This window comes from Flavobacterium sp. ZT3R18, from assembly GCF_007097385.1.
GTDB lineage: Bacteria > Bacteroidota > Bacteroidia > Flavobacteriales > Flavobacteriaceae > Flavobacterium.
In genome coordinates, this window is record NZ_VJZS01000002.1 from 366,649 (window position 1) to 385,686 (window position 19,038).

Here is a 19,038-nt window from a genome sequence, read left to right on the forward strand (position 1 = left end):
TTATACTAAATCTGCTAATTCTGTTCCTATTAAACTGCCTATTGCTACGCCCATTCCACCTAGTCGAACGCCACAGTAAACGTTCTCAGACAGTTGCGTTACAATTGGTTTTTTGCTGTTGCCAATACCCATAATCCCACTCCATCGATGGTCGATTTTGACATCATGATTGGGTAAAATTACTTCTTTTAGTAAGTCCTCCAATCTTTTTTGTATAATTTCTGTTTGACCAAATTCGGTTGTCGTTTCTGTTTCCAAATCTAAATTTCTACCGCCTCCTAGCAATATACGATCCCCAATATTTCTAAAATAATAATAGCCTTTGTCTAAATGGAAGGTTCCTTTTATATCTAAATTAGGAATGGGTTTTGTGATTAGAACCTGGGCTCTTGCTGGTTTTACGGCACCTTTGGTTAGTTCATTGGCAAAACCATTGGTGGCAAACAATAATTTTTTGGTAGTAAAACTAAAATCCCCCAATGCTACTTCAACACCATTTTCGTTATCTAAAAAGGAAGTAACGGTTTGTTGATTCAGGATTAAAATATCTTGTGCAATGGCTTGTTTTAATAAGGCTTGCATCATATTTCCAGTGTCAATTTGAGCTTCAAATGGATTGAAAATTAAATATTCGTGAATGCCTCCAAAACCAAAACGATCTACTTCTTTGGCAAATACATCTGCTTTAAAAAGTGGTTTTAAGATTTCATTTACAAAAGGCAATTTATTTAAACATTCAGTATAACTACTTTCATTTTCCTTTAAAAACAACTCATAACCACCATAAGGTTTAAAATCCATCGTGGTATCTCCAAGCCGTTTTCTCAACAATTGTAAACCGTTCCATCTTTTTTGGATGAGCTGAATGACTTCTTCCTCGGTATGTGATTTTAAATCATCAATGATTTCAGAAAGGCTTCCAAAGCAAGCAAAACCAGCGTTTTTGGTACTGGCTCCCTGTGGTAACATTCCTTTTTCTAAAATCAATATTTTACTGTCTGGGTATTTTTCGCGTAAGCGTAACCCAGTATGTAAGCCCACAATTCCACTACCCACAATAGTGAAGTCTACTTGGGTAAACCAATTTTTTAATTCCCAATAACTAAGTTGCATTTGACTATATTTTTTTTATAAAATTAAATAATTATTTCAGTTCACAACTATTACCTTTTATAATATGAGAAAATTTATAAGAATCAGTTCTTTTGAGACACATGTAAGTAAGAAATATCAATAAGATTTTTTTAAATTTTATTTCTAGTCTAAATTGTGTTAATTTTTTAAAAAACAGCGGCTTTGGCATTATAATTGTTCCGTGTTATTGGTGTTTTAAAGAGATGTATTGATTTTTTATTTTTGAAGAAGAAGGAAAAAAGAGATTGATTCTGTAAAAATCACATTAAATTATTTAGTTATGTTTAAAAATATAGATGAACTTATAGAAGTGAATTTAAAATTGCTCTATACATCTCAATCACAATTTATGATGCGAATCAATTTCAAGGATGAGTTTGGGTATAATCTTAAAAACACTAAAGAGTTTTCTCAAATATTGAATAATAAAGGGCTAGTGAAGCTAGAGCCAAGTCAAGGATTTCGTTGTGATTTGACTAATTTTGGGCGCCAAGTATTTGAGGACGGCGGATGGAACCAATATTTATTGAGGGTTCAATCGTGTGCTAAGTTTAGTACAATTACGGATTTGAATTTAGAATTTAAAAAAATTGAGTCCTCTTTTTTTAAAAAATTGATGATTATTGGCGCAATTGTATTGGTGTTGTGTTTTTTTATCACACTGATAGTGGTACAACTTTTAAAAGAGTTTTTAGTTTTTTGACTTTCTCATTTTGACATATTTTAATTAGAGTATCTATTATTAAGATATTTCACTTAATTCTATAATAGACAGTATTTTAACTTATATTCCTTTTAAACGGATATTAAAAAAACTACCGACTCCTGAAGCCTATGGATCGTGATGAAAAGGTTTACCATGTAATAAATATAAGAACAGATAAGTTATTGCTTTTTCATCCAGCTTAAAGGATCTTATATTTCTTATATGGTTAAAATTAAATGCTGTTTATTTTATAATACAGCCAGATAATTTTATGTACTGCGATTTATTTTTTTGCGAATTATAGTAGTACATTTGAAATTGGAATATAAATAGTATATAATTATGAGAAAAACACTCTTTTTAATGTTAACAATGATAAGTTTGATCGCAACTGCCCAAAACGTAATGACCCCAGAATTACTGTGGAAGTTAGGACGAGTTACCCCTTTAGGAATATCCAAGGATGGTGCAACTATCGTTTACAAAGTCGCTACACCTTCTGTTGAAGAGAATAAATCCGATTCAAAATTCTATTCAATTCCGGTTAATGGCGGAAATGCACTAGAAATTAAAGATGCCAAAGATTTACTTACAGATAAAAATATTTCCGCTGATGGAAAATTTATTGTTTATAACGAAGAAGTAAAAGAGGCCAAAGTATTAGGGAAAGATTATTACCCTAATTTAGAAAAATCGAATGTTCAAATTTACGATGGTTTAGATTATCGCCATTGGGATACTTGGAACGAAGGGAAATTCAACCACGTTTTTTATAAAGAAAATAAAGAAGGTGCCGCTGGAATCGATATTCTAAAAGGAGAAAACTTCGACAGTCCGCAAAAACCTTTTGGAGGAGACGAAGATTATATTTGGTCTCCAGACAGTAAAAGCATTCTGTATGTGTGCAAGAAAAAAGCAGGAACCCAATATGCTATTTCTACAGATACCAACATTTACGAATACAATCTTGAAACAGGAAAAACGATCAATAGAACCGAAGGGAATCTAGGATATGATACTGCGCCTCAGTTTTCGCCTTCAGGAAATTTGACTTGGTTGCAAATGAAACGCGATGGGTATGAGGCAGACAAAAATGACTTGATTGTTAGTTTCAAAGGCATGAAAATGAACCTTACTGCCAATTGGGATGGAACGGTAAGTAGTTTCAAATGGAGTAATGACGGGAAAAAGATATATTTTACAGCACCAATTGACGGAACAGTGCAACTTTTTGAGGTTAACTTTCCAGGTTTGACAAGAATTGCGGTTACTGTAAGACAGATTACAGACGGTGATTTTGACGTACATGATTTGGTAGGTTTTTCTGGAGATGACTTGATTGTTACCAGAACCGATATGAATCATGCTGCCGAGATTTTTTCTTATAATTTAAAGAAAAACACCTGGAAGCAATTGTCTAATGTGAATACGACAACGTATGCTACATTAACATTAAGCAAAACAGAGAGACGTTATGTAACGACAACCGATGGCAAAAAAATGCTGGTTTGGGTAATATTACCTCCTAATTTTGATGCAACCAAAAAATACCCAACCCTTTTATTTTGTCAAGGTGGACCACAATCTCCTTTGACTCAATCGTATTCTTTCCGTTGGAATTTTTCATTAATGGCGGCAAACGGTTATGTTATAGTAGCACCAAACCGTCGCGGAATGCAAGGTCATGGTGTAGCGTGGAATGAGCAAATCAGTAAAGATTGGGGAGGACAAGTGATGAACGACTACCTTTCGGCTATTGACGATGTGGCAAAAGAAAAATATGTAGATGCATCCCGTTTAGGTTGTGTTGGGGCTAGTTATGGTGGATATTCTGTGTTTTATTTGGCAGGTATTCATAATAATAGATTTAAATCATTCATTGCACATGATGGGGTGTTCAATACTCAAAGTATGTTTGGAACCACCGAAGAAGTTTTCTTTAATAATTGGGATTTTGGTGGCGCTTATTGGGAGAAAGATAATGCTGCTGCCCAAAAAACATATACGACTTTCAATCCTATAAACTATGTGCAAAATTGGAACACTCCAATTTTGATTATACAAGGAGGAAATGATTTTAGAGTATGTATTGGTCAATCTCAAGAGGCTTTTCAAGCAGCTCAACTTCGTGGAATAAAAAGTAGATTTTTGTATTTTCCAGAAGAGAATCACTGGGTATTAAAACCGCAAAACGCACAAGTTTGGCAAAAAGAATTTTACAAATGGTTGAAAGAAACGTTGTAAAACCTCAATTTATTAATAATTCAGCAATCATGATGTAACAAAAGCGGGTTTTTGTTACTTATTGTAAAAAACACAAATATTTTAAAAAATGTATAAATTTCCAATTAAATCACTTTTTATTGCAACAACTCTTTTTGTTGGTGTAAATACAATGACAGCCCAAGACGGATTAGTCAATTCATTAAAAGTAAACGCTAGTGAAAAAAGTGCCGAAAGTTTTAAGTTTACAGATGTAATCAATCTGGCTAATACTCCTGTAAAAAATCAAGGGTCTTCAGGAACTTGTTGGAGTTATTCTACCAATTCTTTTTTAGAATCTGAAATGGTTAGAATGGGAAAACAACCAGTTGAATTATCTCAAGTCTTTTCGGCTAGAAACGCTTATGTAGAAAAAGGAAAAAATTATGTACGTATGCATGGTGCCGTAACACTTGGTGATGGTGGAGAATTGCATGATGTTACTAATATGTACAAAAAATACGGAGCTGTTCCTCAGGAAGTGTACACTGGATTGAATTATGGTACATCTAAAAACAAGTTTGGAGAAATGGCAGCTTTGACTGAAGCGATGTTGGCTGCGATTGTAAAGAATCCAAATGGAGAGCTAACGCCAAATTGGGAAAAAGCATACGCTGCGGTTATTGATTCTTATTTGGGTCAAGTACCTGAAAATTTCATGTACAAAGGAAAAAGCTATACTCCTAAAACTTTTGCCAAAGAAGTGGTAGGAATTAATCCTGATGAATATGTTGAATTTGCTTCGTATTCAAATGCACCGTATTATGAGAAAACCATGATGATGGTTCCTGATAACTGGGCTTTTGATTTGGTTTATAATGTAAAAATGAATGATATGACAACGATCATCGATAATGCATTAAAAAACGGATATACGGTTGCTTGGGCATCGGATGTGAGTGAGAAGAGCTTTAGTTGGAAAAATGGAGTAGCTTATGTTCCGACAAAAAAGTTTGATGACATGAACGCCGAAGAAAAAGAAAATATGTTCAACGGTCCAAAACAAGAGTTGGAAATAACCGAAGAATTGCGTCAAAAAGCATTTGATAATTACCAAACAACAGACGATCATGCTATGCATATTGTTGGGATTGCCAAAGACCAAATGGGTAAAGAATATTATATTGTAAAAAATTCTTGGGGAGCTACAAATGATTATAAAGGATATTTGTATGTGAGTAAGAATTTTGTAAAATACAAAACGACTTCTTTAATGGTTAATAAAGGTGGTGTTCCTGCTGATATTGCTAAGAAAATAGGAGCATAATTATTGTCTCTTTCTTCCGGAAAAGTGTTTGAATTTTGGTTGTCATCCCGATAATTATCAGGACACTTTTTCATCTCTTCGGAAGAAAAACCTTTTTTGATGTGGGTTTCAATTGTAAAAGCCTGTCTTGTTGATTCAAGACAGGTTTTTTTGTGGAAACCACTCTCCCATAAAGAAAAGTTGGGTTATTTTTAATTTGTAAAGAATCTATTCTTTTATAGCATCCCAACCTCTTGCTTTTAAGGCAATTTTAGTATTGGCACGAGTAACTAGATGAATCCCTTCACTTTCTTGAGTCATGTGCCCAATAATACTGAAATTTGGATTTCCTTTTATTTTATCAAAATCACTCATCGCAATGGTAAAAAGTAATTCGTAGTCCTCTCCTCCGTTGATGGCTACTGTTGTACTGTCAATATTAAATTCTTCGCAAACATTGATAAATTGTGGATCGATGGGTAATTTATCTTCATACAAATTACAACCTACGCCTGATTGTTTGCATAAATGCATAATTTCCGAAGACAAACCATCCGAAATATCAATCATTGATGTGGGTTTTATTTCTAAGGCATGCAACAAAGTACGCACATCTTTACGGGCTTCTGGTTTCAATTGACGTTCAATCAAATACGTATAGGCATCCAAATCAGGTTGCGAGTTTGGGTTCACTTTAAAAACTTGTTTTTCTCTCTCGAGTACTTGCAATCCCATATAAGCAGCTCCAATATCTCCAGTAACGACCAATAAATCGGTTTCTTTTGCACCGTTTCTATAGACAATTTCATTTTCATCAGCTTCACCAAGAACAGTAATGCTAATGATTAAGCCTTTTTGGGAAGAGGTTGTATCGCCACCAATTACATCTACTTTGTACTCATGGGCTGCGTGAGCAATTCCTTCATACAGCTCTTCTAGGGCTTCTAATGGAAAACGATTCGATACCGCTATAGAAACTGTAATTTGAGTTGCTTTAGCATTCATCGCGCAAATATCAGATACATTGACCACGACGGCTTTGTACCCCAAATGCTTCAAAGGCATGTAAGCCAAATCAAAATGCACCCCTTCTATCAATAAATCAGTCGAAACGACTACTTTCTTTTCTTTGAAATCCAATACAGCCGCGTCATCCCCAATTCCTTTTAATGTCGAAGGCTGGATGATTTCGAAGTTTTTTGTTAAATGGTCTATTAAACCAAATTCGCCTAATTGCGCTATGCTGGTACGTTGTGGAGTTTTATCTTCAATCATTTTGTTTGTTTATTGCTTATAGGCTTTTGCCAAGGGTGCAAAGGTACGAAGTTGATTTGCTTTATAAATTTAAAATTGGAGAGATTTTAAGACGGTTATTTTATGATTGCAATTATTTTTTTGCATCTTTAATTTCTCAAACATAATAAAATGAACACATACGATATTGTTACCCTCACAGTTAATCCTGCTTTAGACAAAAGCGCCCATTTTATGGGTTTGGTTGCCGAACAAAAAATTCGATGTGATGAACCGCGCTTTGATGCTGGAGGTGGCGGGATCAATGTTTCTAAAGCCATTTCGCGTTTGGGTGGTACTTCGTTGGCGGTATTTACTTCTGGAGGGCCAACCGGAAAAATGCTGGAAGAATTGGTTGCCAAAGAATCCATCGTCTTTCAAGCCATTCCTGTCCAAACTTGGACTAGAGAAAGTTTTGTTGCGGTAGATGACAACACCAATTCGCAATATCGTTTTGGATTTACCGGAGGAGAAATTACTGCTGAAGAAGAGCAAGTAATTCTCAATTCCGTAGCCAACTTAAAACCAAAATTTATGGTAGCCAGTGGCAGTCTGAACGAAGGTTTATCAGCCAATTTTTATCGAAAAATAGCCGAAATTGCCAAACAATCTGGCGCAAAACTAATAGTGGACACCTCTGGTGAAGCCTTGAAAAAAGTATTGGAAACTGGTGTTTATCTCATCAAGCCAAACGTTGGAGAACTGGCCAAATTAATTGGTGTTAAACGATTAGAAATGGAAGAAGTCAATGAAGCTGCCAAACAAATCATTACCAAAGGCTCAGCCGAAATTGTTGTGGTTTCCCTTGGCCCCCAAGGAGCTGTTTTGGTAACCAAAGATAATTATGAGTTTGTACCTGCTCCTAATGTAGCCAAGAAAAGTACCGTTGGTGCCGGTGACAGTATGGTGGGCGGTATGGTTTGGGCGCTTTCGCAAAACAAAAGTCTGAAAGAAGTCATTCGTTGGGGCGTTGCCTGCGGATCTGCCGCCACAATGAATGAAGGGACACAATTGTTTAAAGGGGCCGATGCTCAACGATTGTTTGAATGGTTGAAGGATAAATAAAATAGTTTGAAAAAATAATTTTGCTGCTGACAAACTGTTGTCACCGACCGTACTTAATTTTGGAGAAGTAAAAAATCAAACCTTTAAAATTATGAAAACATTAGCAGCACAAGTTATTACTCCAGAAGATTTATTAAAACATTGGCAAGGACATCGTGCATTAACACGTCGTGTGATTGCAGCTTTTCCTGAAAAAGATTTTTTTGAATTTTCTATTGCAGGGATGCGTCCATTTTCAAAATTAGCAGATGAACTTTTAGCCATTGCAGCACCCGCTTTAAAAGCCATTGTAAATCGAGATAGTCAACCTTATGCGGAAGGAACCGAAAAGTTAATTTTTAAAGCGCAATATCTTGAAAAATGGGATGAAGCTACAGATGAGATTAATCAGAATTGGGAGAAATTAACGATAGTAGATTTTAATGAAACCTTTAATCTTTTTGGGCAATATGAATTCCCGATTGTTCAAAATATTTTATATTTTATTGATAATGAAGTGCATCACCGTGGTCAAGGCTATGTTTATTTACGAGCATTAGGGATTGAGCCTCCTTTATTCTGGGAAAGATAAAATTATTAAAGCTTCTAAGATGATTTTCATTTTAGGAGCTTTTTTTACAAAAGGCGTTGTTTATTTATTTCCAGTAATTCCAGAATTCTTGTTTTCAATCTTTCCGGTTCCAGTATGGTGGCATAATCGCCAAACATCATATACCAACGCGAAAAACCTTCTTCGATATCACGAGACATAAAGGTCATTTCGATTTGGTCGCCAACTTCTTTTTCGGAAATGAATCCATGATATTTCCTTTCGTATGCGAGATATTTTGCTATTTTTTTCTCAACAAGAATGCGGACTTTGGTAGTTGAAACGTTTTTGTTTTTATTCAAAAAAGTTTCTAGTGAATCATGTTCTAATGTAAAAGGGATTTCCGTTTTTTTGATTCCGTGAACACGATCTGCTCGGAATTGTCTATAATCTTTACGCAAATGACAATACCCTTGCATATACCAATTGTTATTATCATGAAAAACACCAACAGGCTCAATATGTCGCACCGTAATTCCGTCTGAATCAAAAGCCTCATACGAAAGAATAACTTGTGTTTTTTCGGCGATACTTTCAAAAAGAGTAGCTAAGGTATTTGGGGATTTATCATTAAAAAGCTTCTCCGAAGATTGCATTAAAACGCTCGATTCTATGCTTGAAACCCAATCTTTATCATCGCTTCGAAGCACAGCTTTTAATTTATACATAGCCGAGGCATAGTGATTCCCAAGAGTTGTATCCGTGAATTTTTGCATCAATTTTTCAGCAGCAATAAAACTACTGGCTTCTTCTCGGGTAAACATTACAGGCGGTAATCGGTAACCATCCATTATGGCATAACCAACTCCTGCCTCACTGTAAATAGGAACTCCCGAAGCTTCTAAGGTGCGGATATCACGATAAATGGTTCGTAAACTGACTTCAAAACGATCTGCTAATTCCTGTGCTTTTACTATTTTTTTGGATTGCAATTGAATGAGAATTGCTACGATTCGGTCAAAACGCTTTGGGGATTCATCATGCATAATAGGGAAACTTTTCTTTCAAAGATAGTGTTTTTGTAGATGTTTAAATTCAGAGACGTAACGGCTCTAAGTTTTAAAAAAGGAAAACACAAAAAAATCGATACTTCTAACCGTATAAGAATGGAGTTATTTAGTTCGTTTTTTCCAAATTTCTGGGCTTCTTGAAGTATGAAAAACGGCGAAAACAGTTATTATGTTTAGCTCCTCTTCAATTGTATAATGAATTAGGAAAGGAAATTTTTCAATCTTACGACATCTGACTTCATTATATTTGATAGCAAACAAATATGGGTTTTTCTTTAAAGAATTGATTTGCTTTTTCGTTTGGGTTTTAAAACGTAAGCCCAAACCTTTCAATTGCATCTCATACCACTCAAAAGTTTCTTGAATGTCATTTAAAGCGTCAACATCTATTTTTAATTGAAAGCGCAAGTCTTAAAGGGTTTTAGAAACTTCATCCCAATCTAAAAGTCTTTCGGGATTTGCTTTAGCTTTTGCCATTCTCTCTAATACTATTTTTTGATGCTCAATAGGAATCTCAACATTGTCATTCCAAATAGCATCATTGATTTTTAATCGGTCTTTTGGAGACAATTGTTTGACCGCTTCAATCAATTGATTGACACTAAGATTGATGTTTAATTTTATAGTTTCCATAAAAACAAAGTTAGTAAAAAACCAATTGTAGCTAACAAAAAAACCTGATAATTTTTACATCATCAGGTTTCCTCTATATTCTATTCTCTATTTTCTTTATTCTAAAAAAAATCTAATCATTCAATTTAAGAACCGCCATAAACGCTTCTTGCGGAATTTCAACATTCCCAACCAATCTCATACGTTTTTTACCTTTTTTCTGTTTTTCAAGTAATTTACGTTTACGGGAAATATCCCCACCATAACATTTGGCAGTTACATCTTTACGTAAGGCTTTAATCGTTTCGCGAGAGATTACCTTTACACCAATGGCCGCTTGAACAGGAATATCAAATTGTTGACGTGGAATCAACTCTTTCAGTTTCTCACACATCTTTTTACCAATCGAATAAGCGTTATCAGCATGCATCAAAGAAGACAAAGCATCTACGATTGTAGCATTCAATAAGATATCTACTTTAACCAAATTAGAAGTTCTCATTCCAATTGGCGTATAGTCAAATGAAGCATATCCTTTAGAAACTGTTTTCAAACGGTCGTAAAAATCAAATACAATCTCTGCCAACGGCATATCAAAAGTCAACTCAACGCGTTCCGTAGTCAAATACGTCTGATTGGTAATCAAACCACGTTTTTCGATACACAAACTCATTACATTTCCAACATAATCGGCTTTTGTAATGATTGTTGCTTTTATAAAAGGCTCTTCAACATGGTCTAAACGAGAAGGCTCAGGCAAGTCCGAAGGGTTATTTACTACAAGTGGTGTTGTAGGATCTTTTTTGGTATAAGCCAAATACGAAACGTTGGGAACCGTAGTAATAACTGTCATGTTAAATTCACGCTCCAAACGCTCTTGGATAATTTCCATGTGCAACATTCCTAAGAATCCACAACGGAAACCAAATCCTAATGCTGCCGAACTTTCCGGTAAAAATACCAACGAAGCATCATTCAGCTGCAATTTTTCCATAGAGTTCCTCAACTCCTCATAATCTTCGGTATCTACTGGGTAAATTCCAGCAAAAACCATTGGTTTCACATCTTCAAAACCAGTAATTATATTCGTTGTAGGTGTTTTGGCATCCGTCAACGTATCTCCTACTTTTACTTCTTTGGCTTCCTTTATACCCGAAATCAAATACCCAACATCTCCTGCCGAAATTACTTGTTTCGGAACTTGATTTAATTTCAAAGTACCAATTTCATCAGCAAAATATTCATTACCAGTCGCCATGAACTTAATCTTTTGCCCTTTTTTGATCTGTCCGTTTTTTACACGGAAAATAACTTCAATTCCACGAAACGGATTGTAATGTGAATCAAAAATCAATGCTTGTAACGGCTCATCAATATTTCCAGATGGAGGTGGAATTTTTTCGACAATCGCCGCCAATATATTTTCTACACCAAAACCAGTTTTACCCGAAGCGTGAATAATATCCTCCAATTTACAACCCAGTAAATCAATAATATCGTCACTAACTTCCTCTGGATTGGCACTTGGTAAATCTACTTTATTCAAAACTGGAATGATTTCCAAGTCATTTTCTAGAGCCAAATACAAATTAGAAATCGTTTGTGCTTGTATGCTTTGTGCAGCATCTACAATCAAAAGCGCGCCTTCGCAAGCAGCAATAGAACGAGAAACTTCATAAGAGAAATCTACGTGACCCGGAGTATCAATCAAGTTCAAGATGTATTCTTGTCCTTTATAAGTGTACTCCATTTGTATGGCGTGACTTTTAATCGTAATACCACGTTCACGTTCCAAGTCCATATTGTCCAGCAATTGAGCCTTTTCTTCACGGGCTGTTACCGTCTGAGTTGCTCCCAATAATCGGTCTGCCAATGTGCTTTTTCCGTGATCAATATGTGCAATAATGCAAAAATTCCTAATATGTTTCATGTTCTACTAATATCAAATTTATTTCCTGCTGAGCCATAGCCGAAGTATGGGCGTGACCACAAGGGTCGGGCTATCCGCTACAAGTCCTCGCAAAGTTCCGCTATCGCTACACTTTACTGTGGGCTTTCCACTACTATCCCTCACGCAAACCGTCAATGCGACAATTAATCTGCAAATATAGTTTAAATTCAGGAGTTTCAAAGTCTCAAAATCCTAAACTAATGGGTTTATTTAACCTTCTTTTATCTTTTATCTATCAGTCTATTATCTATCCATCTATTATCTATTCATCTAAAAGTTGTAATTTTGCAAAAAATTAAGGACGATGATCAAGATTGGCAACATTATATTACCCGAATTCCCCCTACTGTTAGCACCTATGGAAGATGTGAGTGACCCTCCATTTCGCAGATTGTGCAAAACACACGGTGCCGATTTAATGTACTCCGAATTTATTTCTTCCGAAGGTTTAATTCGTGATGCCATCAAAAGCAGAATGAAATTGGACATTTTCGATTACGAAAGACCCGTTGGAATCCAGATTTTTGGCGGAGACGAAGAAGCAATGGCACTTTCCTCAAAGATAGTTTCTACCGTAAACCCGGATTTAATAGACATCAATTTTGGTTGTCCTGTCAAAAAAGTCGTTTGCAAAGGAGCAGGAGCGGGAGTTCTCAAAGATGTTGATTTGATGATTCGTTTGACTCAGGCCGTTATCGACAGCACGCATTTACCCGTCACTGTCAAAACCCGTTTGGGTTGGGACGACAATTCCATAAACATAGATGAAGTAGCCGAGCGTTTGCAAGATATTGGAGTAGCCGCTTTGAGCATTCACGCCAGAACTCGTGCCCAGATGTACAAAGGCCATTCCGACTGGTCACATATTGCCCGTGTCAAAAACAACCCTAGAATCACAATGCCTATTTTTGGTAACGGAGATATTGATTCTCCCGAAAAAGCATTACAATATAAAAATGAATATGGTATCGACGGAATTATGATTGGTCGTGCCGCCATTGGTTATCCATGGATTTTTAACGAAATCAAACATTACTTCAAAACAGGCGAACATTTAGCAAAACCAACCGTTGCCGACAGAGTCGAAGCCGTGAGAAATCACCTCACTTGGGCCATGGAATGGAAAGGAGAAAGACTCGGTATTGTTGAAACGAGACCACATTACACTAATTATTTCAAAGGAATTCATTCTTTTAAGCCATTCAAACAAAAACTAGTAACCCTAGATCGTCCAGAAGAATTATTTGCTGTTCTGAATGAGATCGAAGAGGCTTATGCTGGATATGAGGTTGTTTAAAAAATAAAGAACTCCAATTATTGTTTTCTAATTTTCATTATATTTGTTGTAAACAATCTTTATCATGAGTGTTCAAACCGAAAAATCTTTTTTAATTGATTTACTTCAAAACATCAATGACGCTTCTATCATTCAGAAAGTGAAGAATTTTGTGTTGCACGAAATTGAACCCATTCCTTTATCAGAAAACCAAAAAAAAGAACTCGATAAACGATTATTTGAACATCAAGAAAATCCTAAATCGGGAGTAGATGCATTTGAATTTTTAGATTCCTTAAAGTCTAAATATGAGTTATAACAAACTCACTTTAAAAACAAATGCAGCGGTTGAAATCGAAAACGTAATTTCCTATTATGCTTCAAAAAACATCATTCTCGCAAAACGAATAGAAAAAGAAATCCGAATGGGATTCAAAACTATTGCAAAAAACCCCGAAAGTTTTCAATGCCGTTATTCTAAAGTCAGAATGTTTTGGTTGGATAAATTTCCTTATGGTTTGTATTATATTTGGGAAAATAACGAGGTTTCTATCTTAGCATTTTGGCACTCAAAAGAAGATATTCCTAACAAGATTTCACATATTTTACAACAAGCTAATTCGTGCTTTATTTTTTAATCAAAAATCGTCATTCAAGACTAAAAGACGAACTAGAGAAGCAATCTTCAATCAAAAATCGTTAATCAACAATCGAAAATCGAAAATCTTAATTCAAAAGCTTCTTACTCACTCTACTACTTGCAATCAGCGAAGCAATAAAACCAAGCGTAATAATCGTTGCCATAACAATGAGTACATTTTCCAGCGTGAAAACCACCGGATAAGCCAGCGTAGGAGTTATCATAATCAATTGATACTGTTGTTGCAACAATACGAATCCAATCCCCAACAACAAGCCGATAATCCCTCCAAAAACGCTCAATAAAGTACCTTGAAGCAAGAATATATTTCTCAAATCTTTAATTTCGGTTCCCAGATTAAAAAGAGTTTTTAGGTTTCCTTTTTTATCCAAAATCATCATGATAAGCGCACCAATCAAGTTAAAAAGTGCCACAATAATTACCAATGTAAATATCAAATACACCGCAATATTCTCGGTGTTTAGCATTTTATACAAAGCCTCGTTCAACTGCTCCTTGTTTTTTACGGCAATTTTATTCTTAAAAATCGATTGAAGTTTACCGATAATAACACTTTCATCAGCCCCTTTTTTTAATTTGATTTCAAGACCAGAAATTTGATTGGTTTTATATTCCAATAATTCTTGTGCCAAACCCAAATCGGCAAACACATATTTAGAGTCCAAATCTTCGCTGATCGCATAAATCCCTACCGGAAAAACATCCGTCGAATTAAACGCCTGAGCAGGATTTTCAATAGCACCCTTTCCCGGTTTTGGAACAAAAACCTCAAATGCATTATTGTAATCAAGCAATCCCATCGAGAACTTTTGAGCAATACCGTATCCCACCACCACTTGGTAGGTACTGGGTTTCAGCCATTGCCCATTGTACAATTTTTTATTAAAATCGCTAACGGTGTTAAAAGTAGCATCAACGCCTTTCAGATAAGTAACCTCTTGTTTTCCATTAAAAGTAAACAACACCCGTTCTTCAACAATCTTCGAATAAGATGAAACACCTTCAATTTGTTTAATCTCTTTTTCCTGTTTTGGTACAATAAAAAAAGATTTTCCAAGCGTACTGCTTATTTTAAGATCGGGGTCAATATCATTCGTAAACGAAAGACTAAATTCCTTCAACCCCGTAAAAACCGAGAGCACGACAAACAATGCCATTGCTCCCACAATAATCCCCATACTGGCAATACGGTTAATAATATTGATAGCATTATTTTTACTTTTGCTAAAAATATACCGCTTGGCTATGTAAAGAGGAAAATTCAATTAATTATGTCTGCGTTTTTCCAACAAATCTCTATTTTCTATCGGATTTTCCTGGTTTTTCAAAGCATTGTCAATTTTCTCGATATAATCCAAAGAATCATCAATAAAGAAAACCAAATTTGGCACTTTACGCAATTGCAAACGTACTCTTTGTGATAAATCATGCTTAATCAAAGTCGAATTCGTCTTGATTGCCAACAACGTTTCCTTCGCTTTCTCCTGAGGAAAAATACTTAAATGCACAGTAGCCACAGATAAATCTGTAGTTACAACAACCTTGGATACTGAAATTATCAAATTCGTAATTCCATTTTTTCTCACTTCACCTTGCAGAATGTCAACCAAATCTTTTTGGATCACACCGCCTATTTTTTTCTGTCTATTTGTTTCCATAGTGCAAAAATACTATTTTTTTAAGAGACCACCTTACAAAGTCATAAACTCATAAAGTTTTTTATATTTGTTTTATGATTTAGGAGCAGAAAATTAGGCTTTTTCAGGAGGCAAAGTTCCTGCTGTCATTCCAATCTTTTTATTTTTGAAAAAAAAATAAAAAGGATTTTCCCTTCCATCAGGGCTAAAGAGAGACAGTAGTTCTTTTTTGGAAATATTTTAGAAAAAGAAAGAAAAAAAAACACCAACAGCATAACAACACCATGAGAAAAATAGAACACATCGGAATCGCAGTCAAAAACCTTGAAGTATCCAATTTACTTTTCGAAAAACTCTTTGGTGCACCAGCCTACAAACAAGAAGAAGTCGCCAGCGAAGGGGTGAAAACCGCCTTTTTTATGAATGGTCCTAACAAAATTGAACTCCTCGAAGCCACCAATCCCGAAAGTCCAATAGCCAAGTTCTTAGAAAAAAAAGGGGAAGGAATCCACCACATCGCTTTTGACGTAGAAGACATCCTTTCCGAAATTGAGCGACTCAAGTCAGAAGGTTTTATAGTTCTAAACGAAACCCCAAAAAGAGGAGCCGATAATAAGTTAGTCGCTTTTTTACATCCGAAAGGTACGAATGGGGTATTAATTGAATTATGTCAAGAAATAAAATAAAAAAAAACAGGTTTTAGTCAATTCATAATCAGTTGTTTTTAAAATAGTTCGCACTTAATTCATAAATAATTTCAAAATCTACTCTAAAAACACTTGTAACAATTAAAAAATAGTAGTAATATTGCAACTTCTAAACCGGTCCTATAGCTCAGCTGGTTAGAGCACCTGACTCATAATCAGGTGGTCCCTGGTTCGAGCCCAGGTGGGACCACTAGTAAAATCAAGCCTTTACAGCAATGTAGAGGCTTTTTTGTTTTCATCAGTACAATATATGTATAACAAATTGCTGTTCTCACAAAGATAGTAAACTTTTCATTCTGTTTCAATTAGCTGTGTTTTTTTAGTATTTTTACTTTTCAAGTAAAAATAATTAGCGATATGGCAAAGATAATTGAAAAAATTTTTTTCTTTCTTCATCAACAAATACAAAAGATAAATTCTATAATAACCTCTAGGAAGGTTTCACTTATTTTCGCCCCGCTATTATCTATTTCGGTAGTTATTCTCAGTGCTTATCAGTTATACAATGGTAATTTTATTTTATTCCATTTAATACTTCTAATTTTAGGAATTATTTATTCATTTTTACTTACAGTATCATCCACGTATTTTTTAAAAGGTGATAATATTTTTAATCGATATAATAGAGAAAAGTCAAATAGTAATTTATCTCAGTTCCAAAATACATCAAAGTCTTCAAACAATATATCTGAGAAAAAAGTAGCTGATTTAATTGAGGCTAATAGAGAGGCAATAAATTACTATTATGTTGAATTTAAAAAGATTGAACTATTTAACGATGACACATTATTAATTGACTTTCAAAGTTTGATTGCTAATTGCTTAAAAAAAGTTAAGAACAATTATTTTTTTAAATTAGAAATAAGCGCTCAGGAAACACACGGTTTTATCAATGAATTTATGATTCCTTTCTTGATAAAATTAGATCCAAACAGTGTAATTCCTAAAAAAAGTATAGCTTCTCTGCTACAATATAAGAAAGCAGGGAAATATATTCTTGTAAATGAAAAATCATTATCCGATAAAAATAGAATAACCGTTACCCTTTTTCAAAAAAAGATATACGAAAGTGTTCAAAAAATGTAAATCCCCTGAATTATTATGCGACCAAGTCGCAATTCCACGTTTCATCTAGTTTCATTCCAGTAGTTTAGCCTCATAATTCTAAAACATAAATTATGAACCCACAAAAAATTATTGAACAGTTAAATGAAATTAAAATGATGATTACAAAAGGTAATCAGTTCCAAAAAGAGATTTTTACCATTAAAGATCTGATGAACTATACAGGCTTTTCAGATAGTACGATTCACAAATTATCTGCTAAAAAATTAATCCCTCATAACAAGCCAACCAACGGAGCTTTATTCTTCGATCGAGTTGAGATAGTTGAATGGATTAGAAAGCACAAAGTCTATTCAGATGAAGAAGTTTTGTCTAAATTTTCCAAACAGTTAAAAAAATAAGCGTTCAAAAATCGAATTTTGATCGCTTAGATTTTTTTTATGTAACTCAAAAGAGTATGTGCTAATATAGGCATTATGCTCATTTATCAAATTATCTATGGAAGAAATAAGCGTATATGATGTGTCATCACGCAAGGATTCTGTGTATGACAAAATTCAGGAAGAATTATCTAAGTATTTTAAAATCAAGTTTAATGAGATTGCATTGGAGTATGAAATTTTTGATGCAAACTCAGCATGTAAAATCGATTTTAACGAATCCTCTCTGTTGATACATCTTCATAGAGAAAAATTAAATGTTAGTCCCCAAGTTTTTAAAACATACTTAAAGTCGCATTTTGTGGAACGTATCAATCCGCTGATAGAATATTTTAAAAGCTTACCACCTTGGAACGGTAAAGATCATGTCAAAAGGTACGCCGGCTATGTAAATACCGATGATAACGAATTGTTTCGCCTTCATCTTCTTAAATGGGCAGTTCGTGCTGTTAAAACGGTATTTCTGAAGGAGGCTATAAATAAACATGTATTGGTTTTAGAAGGAGGTCAGAGTTTTGGTAAATCATATTTTTTAAATTTTCTATGTCCAACCCAACTTGAAAAATATTTATATACACATTTAGGAATAGGAAGGGATGAACGCATCAAGTTGGCTAAGTCTTTGATTATTAATATTGAGGAATTAGATGTAATGGGAAAATATGATATCAATGCTATTAAAGCACTTATAAGTCAAGTTTCTATTAATGAGCGTTTACCATATGCAGATAAATCAACTTTACTCTATCGGACTTGTTCATTTTTAGCGTCAACAAATCGTGCGGAATTTTTATGTGATGATACAGGTTCTGTAAGGTGGATTATTTTTAGCGTCATTGAGAAGATTGACTTTTCCTATAGTAAAGAATTTAATATAGATGATTTTTGGTCACAAGCTTATCATATTTTTAAATACCAAAAAGACTTTAAATCAGATTTAACTCAGGAAGAAATAAAAGTCAATGAATTGAGAAATGAACGTTTTACCATACAATCAGTAGAGAATGAATTTGTTTTAAAATACTATTCGACCAGTGACAATCTTTCAGATTTCAGGACGCCATCGGAAATTGTAACAGAACTACAGGTTATGGGGCATAAATTAATTGCTCAAAAAGTTGGCTCAGCACTAAAAAAACACAATTTTACCAGAATCAAGCATGCAAAACGTCAAGTATATGGATATTTAGCAAAACCCAAATTTAGGGATTCGCCTTGGGGATTTACAGATTCTTAAATACACTTACCTAGTTACCTAATTACAGTTTAAGTAATTGAATTTAAGTAATTTATTTAGGTAGGTAACCTATGATAATCAATACTTGGCTTACCTTAATTAGGTAAACTAGGTAAATCAAAAATAAAGCACCTTTTTTTTAATATG

The 19,038-nt window shown here is 34.5% G+C and carries 20 protein-coding genes and 1 tRNA gene; 13 read left to right on the forward strand and 8 right to left on the reverse strand.

Going from position 1 to position 19,038, the window contains the following annotated elements:
• Complete coding sequence (locus FNW52_RS04185; protein WP_143376206.1) at positions 1-1,113, reverse strand: FAD-binding oxidoreductase; 1,113 nt, start codon at positions 1,111-1,113, stop codon at positions 1-3.
• Positions 1,114-1,414: 301 nt separating this feature from the next.
• On the opposite strand from FNW52_RS04185, the gene FNW52_RS04190 reads away from it, so the two are divergent.
• The 3 genes from FNW52_RS04190 (at position 1,415) to FNW52_RS04200 (ending at position 5,369) form a co-directional block, all read left to right on the forward strand.
• Positions 1,415-1,837: a hypothetical protein gene (locus FNW52_RS04190; RefSeq protein ID WP_143376207.1), complete on the forward strand. Its 423-nt coding sequence runs from the start codon at positions 1,415-1,417 to the stop codon at positions 1,835-1,837.
• A 345-nt stretch (positions 1,838-2,182) separates the two neighbouring features.
• Entirely contained in the window at positions 2,183-4,084 is a 1,902-nt protein-coding gene (locus FNW52_RS04195) for a S9 family peptidase (RefSeq protein WP_143376208.1), read from the forward strand.
• Between the two features lie 88 nt (positions 4,085-4,172).
• On the forward strand, positions 4,173-5,369 hold the full coding sequence (locus FNW52_RS04200) for an aminopeptidase C (RefSeq protein ID WP_143376209.1): 1,197 nt from the start codon (positions 4,173-4,175) through the stop codon (positions 5,367-5,369).
• Positions 5,370-5,576: 207 nt separating this feature from the next.
• On the opposite strand, the gene thiL is transcribed toward FNW52_RS04200, so the two are convergent.
• Positions 5,577-6,623 carry a thiamine-phosphate kinase gene (thiL, locus tag FNW52_RS04205; protein ID WP_143376210.1) on the reverse strand — a complete coding sequence of 349 codons (1,047 nt, stop codon included), beginning with the start codon at positions 6,621-6,623 and terminating at the stop codon, positions 5,577-5,579.
• A 150-nt stretch (positions 6,624-6,773) separates the two neighbouring features.
• Between thiL and FNW52_RS04210 the strand changes: the two genes are divergently transcribed.
• Together FNW52_RS04210 and FNW52_RS04215 are read left to right on the forward strand one after the other, a co-directional pair.
• Entirely contained in the window at positions 6,774-7,706 is a 933-nt protein-coding gene (locus tag FNW52_RS04210; protein ID WP_143376211.1) for a 1-phosphofructokinase family hexose kinase, read from the forward strand.
• 91 nt (positions 7,707-7,797) lie between these two features.
• Complete coding sequence (locus FNW52_RS04215; RefSeq protein ID WP_143376212.1) at positions 7,798-8,277, forward strand: DinB family protein; 480 nt, start codon at positions 7,798-7,800, stop codon at positions 8,275-8,277.
• Positions 8,278-8,321: 44 nt separating this feature from the next.
• Here FNW52_RS04215 and FNW52_RS04220 read toward each other — a convergent pair whose 3' ends face one another.
• From FNW52_RS04220 to lepA, 4 genes are all read right to left on the reverse strand, one after another.
• Positions 8,322-9,281 carry a YafY family protein gene (locus FNW52_RS04220; RefSeq protein ID WP_143376213.1) on the reverse strand — a complete coding sequence of 320 codons (960 nt, stop codon included), beginning with the start codon at positions 9,279-9,281 and terminating at the stop codon, positions 8,322-8,324.
• Positions 9,282-9,407: 126 nt separating this feature from the next.
• Positions 9,408-9,713, reverse strand: a complete 306-nt coding sequence (locus FNW52_RS04225) for a type II toxin-antitoxin system RelE/ParE family toxin (protein WP_143376214.1) — start codon at positions 9,711-9,713, stop codon at positions 9,408-9,410.
• Positions 9,714-9,716: 3 nt separating this feature from the next.
• Positions 9,717-9,938 carry an addiction module protein gene (locus FNW52_RS04230; RefSeq protein ID WP_143376215.1) on the reverse strand — a complete coding sequence of 74 codons (222 nt, stop codon included), beginning with the start codon at positions 9,936-9,938 and terminating at the stop codon, positions 9,717-9,719.
• 112 nt (positions 9,939-10,050) lie between these two features.
• Entirely contained in the window at positions 10,051-11,847 is a 1,797-nt protein-coding gene (gene lepA, locus FNW52_RS04235) for a translation elongation factor 4 (protein WP_143376216.1), read from the reverse strand.
• A gap of 325 nt (positions 11,848-12,172) precedes the next feature.
• Between lepA and dusB the strand changes: the two genes are divergently transcribed.
• The 3 genes from dusB (at position 12,173) to FNW52_RS04250 (ending at position 13,782) form a co-directional block, all read left to right on the forward strand.
• Positions 12,173-13,165, forward strand: coding sequence for a tRNA dihydrouridine synthase DusB (dusB, locus tag FNW52_RS04240; protein WP_143376217.1), 993 nt, complete (start codon positions 12,173-12,175; stop codon positions 13,163-13,165).
• A gap of 64 nt (positions 13,166-13,229) precedes the next feature.
• Positions 13,230-13,463, forward strand: a complete 234-nt coding sequence (locus FNW52_RS04245) for a hypothetical protein (RefSeq protein WP_143376218.1) — start codon at positions 13,230-13,232, stop codon at positions 13,461-13,463.
• On the forward strand, positions 13,453-13,782 hold the full coding sequence (locus FNW52_RS04250; protein WP_143376219.1) for a type II toxin-antitoxin system RelE/ParE family toxin: 330 nt from the start codon (positions 13,453-13,455) through the stop codon (positions 13,780-13,782). Before FNW52_RS04245 ends, FNW52_RS04250 begins: the two co-directional genes overlap by 11 nt.
• An 88-nt stretch (positions 13,783-13,870) precedes the next feature.
• Here FNW52_RS04250 and FNW52_RS04255 read toward each other — a convergent pair whose 3' ends face one another.
• Positions 13,871-15,070: an FtsX-like permease family protein gene (locus FNW52_RS04255; RefSeq protein WP_143376220.1), complete on the reverse strand. Its 1,200-nt coding sequence runs from the start codon at positions 15,068-15,070 to the stop codon at positions 13,871-13,873.
• Positions 15,071-15,463, reverse strand: coding sequence for a 30S ribosome-binding factor RbfA (rbfA, locus tag FNW52_RS04260; protein ID WP_143376221.1), 393 nt, complete (start codon positions 15,461-15,463; stop codon positions 15,071-15,073). It lies immediately after the preceding gene.
• 263 nt (positions 15,464-15,726) lie between these two features.
• Here rbfA and mce point away from each other — a divergent pair, with 263 nt between their 5' ends.
• The 5 genes from mce to FNW52_RS04285 all read left to right on the forward strand — a co-directional run bounded on the left by mce (position 15,727) and on the right by FNW52_RS04285 (position 18,891).
• The gene (mce, locus tag FNW52_RS04265) at positions 15,727-16,128 is read left to right on the forward strand and encodes a methylmalonyl-CoA epimerase (RefSeq protein ID WP_143376222.1); all 402 of its coding nucleotides are present in this window, start codon (positions 15,727-15,729) and stop codon (positions 16,126-16,128) included.
• Positions 16,129-16,265: 137 nt separating this feature from the next.
• Positions 16,266-16,339 (forward strand) — tRNA-Ile (locus FNW52_RS04270).
• Positions 16,340-16,506: 167 nt separating this feature from the next.
• Positions 16,507-17,235 (forward strand): hypothetical protein, encoded by a 729-nt coding sequence (locus FNW52_RS04275; protein ID WP_143376223.1) that lies wholly within the window; start codon positions 16,507-16,509, stop codon positions 17,233-17,235.
• Positions 17,236-17,327: 92 nt separating this feature from the next.
• Positions 17,328-17,615 carry an AlpA family transcriptional regulator gene (locus tag FNW52_RS04280; protein ID WP_143376224.1) on the forward strand — a complete coding sequence of 96 codons (288 nt, stop codon included), beginning with the start codon at positions 17,328-17,330 and terminating at the stop codon, positions 17,613-17,615.
• Between the two features lie 97 nt (positions 17,616-17,712).
• On the forward strand, positions 17,713-18,891 hold the full coding sequence (locus FNW52_RS04285; RefSeq protein ID WP_143376225.1) for a VapE domain-containing protein: 1,179 nt from the start codon (positions 17,713-17,715) through the stop codon (positions 18,889-18,891).
• The last annotated feature ends 147 nt before the right edge of the window (positions 18,892-19,038 follow it).